This window comes from Desulfosarcina sp., from assembly GCF_033791525.1.
GTDB lineage: Bacteria > Desulfobacterota > Desulfobacteria > Desulfobacterales > Desulfosarcinaceae > Desulfosarcina.
Genome location: NZ_JASJGN010000409.1, coordinates 1 through 12,389 on the forward strand (window position 1 = coordinate 1; position 12,389 = coordinate 12,389).

Consider the following 12,389-nt stretch of genomic DNA (forward strand, 5'->3'; position numbering starts at 1 on the left):
TTTGCAAAAGAGATATCATGTCCATCTGTACGGCTGATAGTGAAAGCGATCAAAAAAACTGCAAATTCTTCAAAAAGTCGTCTTTTACAGATAGATGTATGCACTATATGTTTGATGAGTATTGCGATTGCCTGGATGCACAAATAGCTACCCAACAAACTATTCAATCAGATTATATCTGGATATAATAATTATGCCTTAATTGAGTTTAAACCAATTGGGAATTATTCGTTAGCGGTTAATAGTTTTATCATGTAGGAGGTAATGACAAATGACAATGAAAAACCAAAGTAGTCAGGCAGAAAATCGCAAAGCACAAATGGAGAGGCAAAACAAAGAAATTACAGAGACATTGAGCCACATCAAGAATAAAATTCTGGTCATGAGCGGCAAAGGCGGTGTGGGAAAATCCAGTTTCGCCTCCAACCTGGCCGTGTCCCTGGCCGGCAAGGGTTTTTCGACGGGCCTGCTGGACGTCGATCTGCACGGTCCCAGCATTGCCGGAATGATGGGCGTCAAGGGCCTTTTAGATGTCAACGAAGACCAGCAGGTGATCCCTAAAGCTGTGGGCGACCATTTGAAAGTGGTTTCAATGCAGTCCTTGATGAAGGATCCCGATCAGGCCGTCATCTGGCGGGGACCCGCCAAAACCGGCATCATTCGACAGTTCATTGCCGACGTTCGCTGGGAGACCCTGGATTTTCTCATCGTCGATTCCCCGCCGGGTACCGGTGACGAGCCATTGAGCGTCGCCCAAACCATTACCGGCGCCAAGGCCGTGATCGTCACGACCCCGCAGGATGTGGCACTTGCCGATGTGCGAAAATCAATCAATTTCTGCAGGACCGTCAATTTGGAGATTGTGGGGCTGGTGGAAAACATGGGGCCATTTGCCTGCCCCTGTTGCGGTGAAACCGTTGAATTGTTTAAAAGCCGCGGCGGTCAGGTCACTGCAGAAAACATGGGGGTGACTTTTTTGGGTACATTGCCTTTTGATCCCCAAGTGGTCAAAGCCTGCGATGAAGGGACACCCATTGCTGCCGGTGGTCACACCGGACCCTTTGTAAATGCCCTGGACCAAGTGGTTCGGGCCATTGTCAGCAGCCTGTAGCCATGGCGCGGCAGGTTTTGGCACTCGAGGCCCGCTTGCGTGCGTGCAGCAATGTCCGCACCATCGGTGTTCGTCCCAACTTCATGGATTACAGCGAAGAGGAAGTGGGTTGGATTCGAGACGCGGGAAAGATATACTATCCCACAGTGTTTTATGCAGATCTTTTCGATGCCGTGGGCAAACCCACTTTTCCCAGTTACCATACGTACAAGTGCGTTCAGGACAAAATCAAGCAGAGCGCCCTGTTTCAGCTGGCTGGTCTGCCCCATCCTCGAACCCGCGTGTTTTACGGCAAACGGCAGAAAGCAAAAATAAGGGACTACTTTCCCTATCCATGCATTGCCAAAGAGCCGCGTGGTTCGGCTATGGGGCGGGGCGTGTACCTGATCGGCAACGACGTCGATCTGGACGCCTACACGCATGACCGTCATGTTGCCTACATCCAGCAGTTCCTCCCCATCGACCGTGATATCCGGGTCGTGGTGATCGGCAGCAAGGTGGTCCATGCCTATTGGCGGATTGCCGGGGCAGGGGAGTTTCGTACCAATTTGGCCAGGGGGGGGCGCATCAGCCTGGCGCCGGTTCCTGAGGCCGCCATCGCCCTGGCCCAACAGGCGGCGAAAGTCTGCGGGTGGGACGACGTGGGCATGGACATCTGCAGCCACGACGGACAATTTACCATCCTGGAGGCCAATATGAAATATGGACGGGAGGGGTTCCGGGCAGCTGGAATCGACTACTTTCAGATGATGGAGTGTATGATCGACGATGGACAAATTTGAGGGGTTTTCCACTCCGCCCGCACTGGACAGTCTTAGATCAACCCTGAACCAACAGGAACGGGAGATCTTTTCACCGACAGCGACCACCAGCGATTCGGGTGTGCGTCGCCACCCCATCATCGATACGGCGGCCGGATACCGGCAGGCTTTCTCCCTTGATTCAGACCGGATTCTGCACAGTCGGGCCTACACCCGCTACATCGACAAGACCCAGGTTTTTTACCTTATTCCCAACGACCACATTACCCACCGAGTGCTGCATGTTCAATTGGTCTCCAAAATTGCCCGCACCATCGGCCGATTTCTAAGGCTCAACGAGGACCTTATCGAGGCAATCGCCCTGGGACATGACATCGGCCACACACCCTTCGGCCATGAAGGCGAGCGATACCTGTCCGAATTGTGTCAAAATGCAGGCATCGGCTACTTTTTGCACAATGTCCAGAGCATTCAGTTCCTGGATGGGGTTGAGCGCAAAGGCCAGGGATGGAACCTGTGCCTGCAAACCCTGGACGGAATCCTATGCCACGACGGCGAGATCCATAATCGGATGCTGACGCCCAATCCCGACAAGAATTTTACGATCTTTGAAGCAGAGGTCGCCGCCAAGAAGGCTGATCCGGATTACCCGCTCGTCCCCATGACGACCGAGGGATGTGTCGTACGGATGGCCGACACCATCGCCTACATCGGCCGTGACCTTGAAGATGCCATCCGCCTGGGCCTTCTCGATCGCCGTGATATCCCCGAATCGATTGCCCGGATTCTGGGCAACACCAACGGGACCATTGTTTACCGCCTGGTAACCGATGTGATCCAGAACAGTCATAAGAACCGTTTTGTCGCCTTCAGCCCCACGATTTCAGAAGCATTGAAGGCCCTAAAAGTCTTCAATCTGGAACACATCTATATGAACCCGAAAAGCAAGGTTCACTCGGCGGCCATTCACCGGCTCTTTTGCATGCTGTTCGAAATGCGGTTGGCGGATCTGGTGACGAACAACCGTTCATCCGACATTTTTTCCGGATTTCTGGCAGACATGTCAGACGCCTACATTGCCAATCACAGCAACCCGGAAATCGTCCGGGACTACATTGCGGGCATGACCGACCGCTATTTTTTGCACCAGTTTCCTGAACATCTTCGACCGGTGGCCAAATAACTTAACCGTTACCTTACTCCCATGAACAACCCGTCTGATTCGCAGCCGCATTCTCCGGTCCACTATTGTGAACGGACCTATCGACAACGGGTTTGCCGTGTGGGTCTTCACGCCTTTCAGGTTGTCTGTCAGGAGACGGACCTGATGGTCCAGGCCGACCGTCTGCTGGACGATGAAGCCCGTGAACAGGTGCTTGTTTGCCGGGGGCAGATTGACGGGTATATTCAGCGATATCCGAATTTTGCAGTCACCTTGGCGCCTTGGCGGGAACCGGCGTTCGCGCCTGAAATCGTGCGGGAAATGATCCGTGCAGGCAGTGCTGCCGGAGTGGGGCCCATGGCGGCTGTTGCCGGCGCGGTGGCCGAATCCGTCGGTCGGAAATTGCTCGATTACAGTCGCCACGTGGTGGTGGAAAATGGAGGCGATGTGTTCATAAAAGCAAAAGGTCCGGTGGTGGCCGGGCTATTTGCCGGCCGGTCCCCGTTGAGCATGAAAATGGGAATTAACCTGCCGGACACACGCGATGGCATCGGGCTGTGCACCTCTTCGGGAACGGTGGGCCATTCTTTGTCGACGGGATCGGCCGAGGCCGTCAGCGTGGTTTCCCATTCTTGTGCCCTGGCCGATGCCGCCGCCACGGCCATTGGCAACCGGGTCCGGTTGCCCCGAGATATCAAAGCGGCCATCGCCTTTGGTAAACAGATCGCCGGTGTGTTGGGGGTCGTGGTGGTTGCCGGCCGGGAAATGGGGGCATGGGGCCAGGTTGAACTGGTCTCTCTCAAAGGAAAAAAAGGTTGAGTTTTGGGACGGAAAAGGATAGAGATGCTTAATAATTAAAGGGGTTCATGGACGTTGGAGGAATCTCAGTTCACCTAATGAACATCCAGAAATAGGCAGATTGGGTTGAGATCAAGGCATGCGAAAAATTTTACCGCAGGTGCCCTGAAAGAAATGCCCTTGGGGTGCATATAGTTGATATTCCGAGGATAAAATTTTGAGCATAACGCAGATATCAGGCAAATTGGCCCTTTGTGGATCGACACTACCAGGTCCACCAGACCCGGCGCGACCTTAATCCCCCAACGGAAACCAGGTGGAGGAGAAACACACAATGAAAAAGGTGAAAATCGCCTTCTGGATCGTCGTCTTCGGTTTTATCGGACTGGTCATTTTTCAGAACAAAGATTTTTTCATGTCTGAAAGCCGCCTGATGATCGACCTGGGCTTTTTTTATTATGAGACGCCGTTTCTGGTCAATGCCGTTTTCTTTGTGGCCTTTTTCCTGGTGGGTATATTGATTTCCTATTTCTTAGGCCTGTTCAAGCATTTCAAAGACGCCAGAACCATCAAGATGTTCAAAGCCAAGGAGACCAGCCTTGTGGAAACGGTATCGTCATTGGAAAAGCAGCTGTCCGACCAAACGGTGCCGGCTGAGCCTTCACCCGCTGAACCCGTTGAAGGCGCCCCCGTGGAAGTGGCTGCTGAATTGAAATGACCCGGATCGTGCCGTCGGCCGCGGCGAATTTGGAACATCGTCCCGTCATCTGCCGCCCTATTTGGGTGGCCGCCTCTGTCACCTGCCGCCTCACATCCTTAACTCATTGAAAATATTTCATGATTGATGGCCTCAGTTAAAGCTACACCCATGATGCAGCAATACCTCTCCATCAAGGAGCGGTACCCGGACGCCCTTTTGTTTTACCGCATGGGTGACTTCTACGAGATGTTTTTCGAAGACGCCCAATTGGCTTCCGGTGTGCTTGAAATCACCCTGACGTCGCGAAATAAACACGATGAATCGCCGGTGCCCATGTGCGGTGTACCCTATCGGGCTGCTCAGGCATACATCTCCCGGCTGATTGAAAGCGGTTACAAGGTCGCTATTTGTGATCAGGTGGAAGATCCCAAAGCGGCTAAGGGGCTGGTCAAGCGGGAAGTGGTCCGGGTCGTGACCCCCGGGATGATTGTCGAGGATGAACTGCTGGATGCAAAGACCAACAATTTCATTCTGGCCCTGTCCCGGCACCAGCATATAACCGGCCTGGCCAGTCTTGATATTTCCACCGGTGCGTTCCGTCTTACCGAGACGGCGGATAGGAACGCCATTATTGATGAAATCATGCGCGTGGCCCCCAGAGAAATGTTACTTCCCGAATCCCTGAATGCCGACGCTGCCTTCACGCCGTTCATCAAGGAAAACCTCATCAGCGCCATTACCGTGATGGAAGACCGTTTATTCGAGTTTGCAGGAAGCCGTCAGCGACTGCTGAAGCAGTTTGACACGCTTTCGCTGGAAGGTTTCGGATGCGAGTCCATGAAAGCCGGCGTGGGGGCCGCCGGGGCACTGATCCACTATGTCAGTGAAACCCAGTGCCAGAAGCTCGAACACCTTTCTGCTGTTCAGACCTACTTTCTCGGACAGTTTCTCGTAGTGGACGACCAGAGCTGCCGGAACCTGGAGTTGTCGGGCAACATACGCACCGGCAGCCGTCAGGGAACGTTGCTGGGGATTTTGGATCAGACAGTCACCGCCATGGGTGGAAGGCTCATGGCCCATTGGTTGCGCTATCCGCAGCTGGATCCTGCCCCCATTCAGGTCCGGTTCGATGCGGTTGCCGACGCTGTGGGACAAATGCAGACGCGAAGGGACCTCCGGGAGTCCCTCAAGCCTGTACGGGATCTTGAGCGCCTGGGCAGCAAGATCTCCATGGGACACGGCAATGCACGGGATCTGACGGCGCTGAAACGCTCCATTCAAGCCTTGACCGACGTATTTTCCGTACTCTCCAGCCTATCCGCCGCCCCGTATACCTATGACCGGGACACCACCAAACTGCATGCCCTGGCCGATCTGATCCATCGTGCCATCCGCGAGGATGCCCCGCCGGTGATCTCCGAAGGGGGCATGATCCGTGAAGGATACGATAACGGTCTGGATGAATTGATCCGTATCAGCAAGGACGGTAAGGGATGGTTGGCAGAGCTGGAGGCCAAGGAGCGCAATACTACCGGGATCAACTCCCTCAAAGTGCGCTACAACAAGGTTTTCGGATACTATATCGAAGTTTCCAGAACCCACAGCGAATCGGTGCCTGATCACTACATACGCAAACAGACCCTGGTGAATGCGGAGCGCTACATCACCGACGAGCTGAAGCATTTCGAATCCCGGGTGCTCAATGCCGCTGACCAGCGCAACGATCTGGAAATGAATATCTTTGTTTCTATCCGGGATCGAGTCAAGGCCCATCATGCCGATATCCGGGAGGTCGCCCGGTTCATTGCCCGGGTGGATTGCCTGACTACGTTTGCCGAGGTTGCTCAAAACAACGGCTATTGTCGTCCAAAGATAAATACAGAGGGCATTTTGGAGATCAGGGAGGGACGTCATCCGGTGGTTGAAAAGTTGATCACCGGCGAGCGATTCGTTCCCAACTCGATCGTCATGGATAATTTAAAAAACCAGGTGCTGATCATCACCGGCCCCAATATGGCAGGAAAATCCACTGTGTTGAGGCAGGTGGCGCTGGTGACCATTATGGCCCAGATGGGTTCATTCGTGCCGGCGGAAAAAGCCAACATCGCCATTACCGACCGCATTTTCACCCGGGTGGGCGCGTTGGACAATCTGTCGGCCGGCCAGAGCACTTTTATGGTTGAAATGCAGGAAACGGCCAACATCGTCAACAATGCTACAGAGAAAAGCCTGGTCATCTTAGATGAGATCGGACGTGGCACGTCGACCTATGACGGCTTGAGCATCGCCTGGGCCGTGGCCGAGCATCTTCACGACCTGAACGGCACGGGCACCCGTACCCTCTTTGCCACCCACTACCACGAACTGACCGAACTGGAAAACCAACTCGACCGGGTCAAGAACTACAATATTGCCGTCAAGGAGTGGAACGACGAAATCATTTTCTTGAGAAAACTGGTAGAAGGAGGTACCAATCGCAGCTATGGTATTCAGGTTGCACGACTGGCCGGTATTCCCGAACCGGTGATTCGGCGTTCCAAAGTGATCCTTGCCCAGATCGAAGCGGGAATGCATCCTCGGGCTGCTGAAAACAATGAGGCCGGAACAGGATCAAAAAAAAGAAAGGGGCACATTCAACTGGGCCTGTTCAGTCCGATGGAGCGAAAACTGTTGGAATCGCTCCAGATGCTGGACTTGAGCCGAATGACCCCAATAGACGCCCTGAATCTGTTAAACGAATTGCAGATTAAGGCACAATCCGATGTTAATTGACCCTAACTCAAGTGAACATGCAGCAACTATCCAATAAATCGTTGTATTCAACCATTTTCCGCCTGGTGGCCCTTGCCCTGCTGGTCAACATGGCCATTATCTGGCCGGCCTGGGCCCTGACGCCCAAGCAACAGTATCATCAAGCCGAAAAGACATACGCCACGCTCAAAAAAAATATCCGGTACCAGAAATACCGGGACAAGTGGCTGGCCTGTATCGAGAAATACCAGAAGGTATACCGGCTTGACCCTTCCGGTCCATGGGCCGCAGCCGGACTCTATAAATCAGGCATCATATTTTTAGAGTTGTACACGCATTCCTATCTGGTCGCCGACCGGCAGGAGGCTGTGGACGCGTTCCGGCGGGTTATCCAACGATATCCCAAGAGCCGCTACACCCCGAAATCCAGAACACAGTTGGCCGATTTAGGCGGACCGGCAGTACGATCCAGGAAATCGGCTACCACCAGGCATCTCAAAAAGGCTCATGCCGAGTATAACCGGTTGATCGAAAGCGCTGCCAGACAACAATATCGGGATCAATGGGAAAAATGTGTCGATCACTTTCAGGTGGCTTACCGATCGGACACCAGTGGCCCCGATGCGGCCGAATCGCTGTATATGATCGGACTGCTCTTTAAAGGCTTGTCGGACAAGTCTCACCGTGAGGCGGATCTTGACCAGGCTATGGAATATTTTCGGCGGGTGAAATACGAGTTTCCGGGCAGCGCTTTTGCCGATAGAACCGATGCTGAACTGGCCGGTAATAACCCCGGGACCGTTGCAACGGTTGACGAGGATGACCCGCTGGCAGGCATCATCGCCCAGAATCAAAACGATTCACTGGCGGGCACGCCGGATGCCGCAATGCTGCCAACCGGCCTGGTGACCGTGCAGGGGCTGCGATTCTGGTCCAACCCCAGCTATACCCGGATTGTTATCGATGCCGACCAGGAGACCCGCTTTTCCCACCGGCTGCTGAAAAAAGACCCCTCCATCAAAAAACCCCAGCGGCTCTATATCGACCTGAGCAAGAGCCGGTTGGGCAGGAATATCCAGAAATTTGTCCCTATCAACGACGAATTGCTCAGCGATGCGCGGGCCGGGCAGTACACTGGTGAGTCGGTCAGAATCGTTGTGGATATCAAGTCCTTTAAAACCTATAAAATATTTTCCCTGAAAAATCCCTTTCGCATCGTTTTGGATGTGTGGGGGGACGATTCAGACCGGCAGACCGCCAGCCCGTCCACTTCACCCCTAACGCCTTCCACTGGTACATTGCCGCCCGGTGCCATCGCCCGCCAACTGGCCCTGGGGGTGAGCCGAATCGTCATTGACCCGGGTCACGGCGGTAAGGATTATGGCGCGCCCGGGTATCTGAAAGGGGTCCACGAAAAGAACGTCGTGCTGCAGATTGCCAAACGACTGGCCCGCAAAGTGGAAACCGAGCTCAAATGCGATGCGGTGCTTACCCGGACGACCGACCGGTACCTGACGCTGGAGGAGCGCACCGCCATCGCCAACACACAGAATGCGGACCTGTTCATCTCCATTCATACCAATGCGGTAAGGGACAAGCGGGCATACGGTATTGAAACCTTTTTCCTGAACCTGGCCACTGATGACGATGCCATTCGGGTGGCAGCCCGTGAAAATGCGACATCGGCAAAAAATATCAGCGACTTGGAGACCATCTTAAACGATTTGATGCAAAACGCCAAAATCAGCGAATCCAGCCGCCTGGCGGCCATGGTCCAGCAGGAAGTGGTTCTGCATTTGAAAAATAGTTTCAGCCACATTCGCAGCAAAGGTGTCAAACAGGCTCCCTTTTACGTTCTTCTGGGCGCCCAGATGCCTGCGCTTCTCGTGGAGACATCCTTTATTTCAAATCCCAGGGAGTGCAAACGCCTGACCAGTGCCAAATACCAGGAGGCGCTTTGCGACGGCATCATCCGCGGGATCCGCAAGTATATCAAAGAGACCAGTCCCACAGCCTTTATCTATCCATCGACTGAGCGGGACAAAAAGGGGTAGAGAACGCCACAGTGCTGCTGGCACTGCCGGCGACCGATCATTCAACCAGAAACTTTCAGGAGGAAGCTGCCATGACTTACGAAAACATCATCTTTGATGTTGTGGAGGGCATCGCCACCATCACCTTCAACCGCCCCAAAGCGCTCAATGCGTTGAACGGCCATTTACTCGACGAACTCTCAGCGGCATTGGATGAAATCGAGGCTGATGAAGAGATCCGTGTGCTTGTCCTTACCGGTTCCGGTGAGAAATCGTTTGTGGCCGGGGCGGACATCACCGAACTGGCTACCTTCAACACGCTGCAGGGTAAGATGTTTTCGAGAAAAGGGCAGCTGATCATCGGCCGACTCCAGGAACTGGCTATTCCGGTGATTGCCGCGGTCAACGGATTTGCCCTGGGCGGAGGCAGCGAAATGGCCCTGGCCTGCGATTTTGTGTATGCCTCGGAAAATGCCATGTTCGGCCTGCCGGAAATTACCCTGGGCATCATCCCCGGATTCGGCGGTACCCAGCGCCTGCCCCGCCTCATTGGCAGCAACCGGGCCAAGGAGATGATCTTTACCGGGAAGCTGATCCCTGCCGCAGAAGCCGAGAAGATTGGCCTGGTCAACCGGGTTTTTTCTCAGGATTCATTGATGGAAGAGACGCTTAAGACTGCCCGGACCATTGCCACCAGAGGTAAAGTCTCGCTTAGGGCCGCCAAACAGGCGGTCAACAACGGCCTTAACGTGGATTTGGCCATCGGCTGCCAGATCGAGGTCGACGCCTTTGCCATCTGCATGGCCAGCGAAGATGGCAAGGAGGGAACCCGCGCATTTATCGAAAAGCGAAAACCGCTATTCAAGGGGATGCTCAAGGGATAGCACGTTTTAGCAACTAGCCAAACAGGCCATGGGTGGACGAAGCTTTCGTCTGATACCCATTTCCGAATTTAATAAAAGAGGCTGTGGGGTAATCCTCCCGGCCTTTTTTATTCCTGAACCGTGCGTCTGCGGCAGAACCCATGTTCGCATGAACCGGGTGACAGGACGCAGCGACGACATGCTGATCATCCGAGGCGTCAATGTATTTCCAAAAATATCAAGGAATTGCTGGGTGTCTCGGCCCGGGTGAAGCTGGTTGAGCCCAAAAACATCGAAGGAAGTCAGGGCAAGGCGGTAAGGGTTGTGGACAACCGCACGATTTAATATTTCAAAAAAAAGAGCGACATCGCTTGAGTCGACCGACCTCATGACCGATTATAACCATGACCGATTATAAATTTGATGACTTCTATAGACAGCCAGCAGCTGATTTTCGCCGAGCTTGCCACGGTTTCATCTAACTGGCTGCTAAATGCATCGGTTGCCACTACCCGCCGGTGCGAGAAAAATGTGGTGCTTTTTTTGCGGCGGATGTGGTATATAATTAATTATTCACGACCACTTAGGCGTTTTTTACGATGGCGTTTTGCAGCTCAGGTTGATCCATGGCCAACAGACAGGTGAATCGGGCCCAGCTCATTTGGGCAGTTGCATTGATACTGGCTGGTGTGGGGGTTTTTTACCGTATCCCTCAGGTAATGCCCAATATTGAGCAGATCCCTATTTTTGCATCCGCCTCCGGCTTTATCCGATTTTGTTTTTATTTTATGGGTCTCTTCCTAATTGGAGGAGGATGCAAAAAACTTTACCACCAGTACCACAAATAGTGCCGTATCAATCATCATGAATATTTTTCGCCATGCGCGGACAATGAATATACCCAACTACAGCAGGATATGATTCATGGCCAATGCAGAGATTTCTATGACCTTTGACGGGGATACGGACATTGCAACCATGTCTGAAGCCAAATATAAATCCAGGATTCAGGCTATCGGCAATCGGCTCAACGAAGCCACTAACCTGGCCGAAGCGCTGATCAATCTGAAAGATGAAATCTGCGAGCTGTTCGGAGCGGACCGGATCACCGTCTATGTGGTGGATGGCGTCAAACGGGAACTGGTATCGCGATTCAAGTCGGGCAGTGAGGTGGCCGAAATCCGCATTCCCGTGGCTCAGACCAGCATTGCCGGGTATGCTGCATTGAAGCAGACACTGGTGAACATCAAGGACGCATATGACCAGAAAGAGTTGACCGCCATCGCCCCCGATCTGCAGTTCGATTCCAGCTGGGACCGGCGAACCGGTTATCGAACCAAGGAGGTTTTGGCCCACCCCATCGTTTATCAGAAGTATCTGATGGGCACCATGGAGCTGATCAACCGCAAAGGCGATGGCGTTTTCGAAGAGGTGGAGGAAAAGGCCGTATTAGAGCTGTCCAAAATCATGGGGACTGCCCTTTACAACCAGAAGCGCATCGCCGCGCGGGGTAACCGCACAAACAAATACGACTTCCTGCTGGAAAATCACCTGCTCACCCAAAAAGAGCTGTCCCAGGCCCTTGCCGGCGCCACCCAGCGTAAAGAACCGGTTTCCGCGGTTTTGATGAAGGATTTCAAGATTCCTAAAAAGGAGATCGGCAGCGCGCTGGAAAAGTACTACAAGACCAACTTCATAGAGTACAACGCCAGTTACCCCATCCCCGGTGACCTCATGGCAGGCCTGAAGGTGCCCTTCATGAGAAACAACATCTGGGTGCCCCTGAAAACTGACGGCAACAAGGTTGTCATTGCCGTCGACAATCCCCACGACCTGAAAAAGATTGACGAGATCAAGGCACTGTTTCCGGGGCGTCCCGTCAGCTTTTACATCAGCCTCAAGCAGGACATCCTCGATTTCATCAAGCTGTTCACCCAGGACGATAAAGAACTGGCGGAGATCGACGATATCCTTTCCCAGCTTCAGGTGGAGTCTGAAGAGGTGGAAGAGGCAGAGTCCGGCGTTGGCGATGAAGACAGCGCCGTGGTCCAACTGGTCAACAAGATCATCCTGGACGCCCACAGTCGCGGTGCGTCGGATATCCATATTGAACCCTACCCGGGCAAAATGAACACCCAGGTTCGCATCCGGGTGGATGGTTCCTGCACCGTCTACCAGACCATTCCCTTTTCATACAAGGCAGCGGTGGT

General features: G+C 53.4%; 10 protein-coding genes and 1 pseudogene. All 11 read left to right on the forward strand.

Annotated elements, in window-relative coordinates; genetic code table 11:
* The first annotated feature begins 271 nt into the window (after positions 1-271).
* Entirely contained in the window at positions 272-1,111 is an 840-nt protein-coding gene (locus QNK41_RS19915; RefSeq protein ID WP_319260641.1) for an Mrp/NBP35 family ATP-binding protein, read from the forward strand.
* 2 nt (positions 1,112-1,113) lie between these two features.
* Complete coding sequence (locus QNK41_RS19920) at positions 1,114-1,893, forward strand: RimK family alpha-L-glutamate ligase (protein ID WP_319260644.1); 780 nt, start codon at positions 1,114-1,116, stop codon at positions 1,891-1,893.
* Entirely contained in the window at positions 1,880-3,055 is a 1,176-nt protein-coding gene (locus tag QNK41_RS19925) for a deoxyguanosinetriphosphate triphosphohydrolase family protein (RefSeq protein ID WP_319260647.1), read from the forward strand. Before QNK41_RS19920 ends, QNK41_RS19925 begins: the two co-directional genes overlap by 14 nt.
* Positions 3,056-3,076: 21 nt before the next feature.
* The gene (locus QNK41_RS19930) at positions 3,077-3,853 is read left to right on the forward strand and encodes a UPF0280 family protein (RefSeq protein ID WP_319260650.1); all 777 of its coding nucleotides are present in this window, start codon (positions 3,077-3,079) and stop codon (positions 3,851-3,853) included.
* A gap of 313 nt (positions 3,854-4,166) precedes the next feature.
* On the forward strand, positions 4,167-4,550 hold the full coding sequence (locus QNK41_RS19935; protein ID WP_319260653.1) for a hypothetical protein: 384 nt from the start codon (positions 4,167-4,169) through the stop codon (positions 4,548-4,550).
* Positions 4,551-4,700: 150 nt separating this feature from the next.
* Complete coding sequence (mutS, locus tag QNK41_RS19940) at positions 4,701-7,304, forward strand: DNA mismatch repair protein MutS (RefSeq protein ID WP_319260655.1); 2,604 nt, start codon at positions 4,701-4,703, stop codon at positions 7,302-7,304.
* A gap of 17 nt (positions 7,305-7,321) precedes the next feature.
* Positions 7,322-9,337 (forward strand): N-acetylmuramoyl-L-alanine amidase, encoded by a 2,016-nt coding sequence (locus tag QNK41_RS19945; RefSeq protein WP_319260656.1) that lies wholly within the window; start codon positions 7,322-7,324, stop codon positions 9,335-9,337.
* A 71-nt stretch (positions 9,338-9,408) separates the two neighbouring features.
* On the forward strand, positions 9,409-10,200 hold the full coding sequence (locus QNK41_RS19950; protein WP_319260658.1) for an enoyl-CoA hydratase/isomerase family protein: 792 nt from the start codon (positions 9,409-9,411) through the stop codon (positions 10,198-10,200).
* 112 nt (positions 10,201-10,312) lie between these two features.
* Positions 10,313-10,524: pseudogene (locus tag QNK41_RS19955) on the forward strand (phenylacetate--CoA ligase); the annotation flags it as partial.
* A 281-nt stretch (positions 10,525-10,805) separates the two neighbouring features.
* A complete protein-coding gene (locus QNK41_RS19960) occupies positions 10,806-11,027 on the forward strand; it encodes a hypothetical protein (RefSeq protein WP_319260661.1) in 222 nt (73 codons plus the stop codon).
* A gap of 76 nt (positions 11,028-11,103) precedes the next feature.
* On the forward strand, positions 11,104-12,389 hold a 1,286-nt coding region (locus QNK41_RS19965; RefSeq protein WP_319260664.1), incomplete at its 3' end, for a GAF domain-containing protein.

Coding starts and splice junctions, on each gene's coding strand:
- QNK41_RS19930 (WP_319260650.1), top strand. CDS start 3,077: ATGAACAACCCGTCTGATTCGCAGCCGCATTCTCCGGTCCACTATTGT.
- QNK41_RS19915 (WP_319260641.1), top strand. CDS start 272: ATGACAATGAAAAACCAAAGTAGTCAGGCAGAAAATCGCAAAGCACAA.
- QNK41_RS19920 (WP_319260644.1), top strand. CDS start 1,114: ATGGCGCGGCAGGTTTTGGCACTCGAGGCCCGCTTGCGTGCGTGCAGC.
- mutS (WP_319260655.1), top strand. CDS start 4,701: ATGATGCAGCAATACCTCTCCATCAAGGAGCGGTACCCGGACGCCCTT.
- QNK41_RS19960 (WP_319260661.1), top strand. CDS start 10,806: ATGGCCAACAGACAGGTGAATCGGGCCCAGCTCATTTGGGCAGTTGCA.
- QNK41_RS19945 (WP_319260656.1), top strand. CDS start 7,322: ATGCAGCAACTATCCAATAAATCGTTGTATTCAACCATTTTCCGCCTG.
- QNK41_RS19950 (WP_319260658.1), top strand. CDS start 9,409: ATGACTTACGAAAACATCATCTTTGATGTTGTGGAGGGCATCGCCACC.
- QNK41_RS19935 (WP_319260653.1), top strand. CDS start 4,167: ATGAAAAAGGTGAAAATCGCCTTCTGGATCGTCGTCTTCGGTTTTATC.
- QNK41_RS19925 (WP_319260647.1), top strand. CDS start 1,880: ATGGACAAATTTGAGGGGTTTTCCACTCCGCCCGCACTGGACAGTCTT.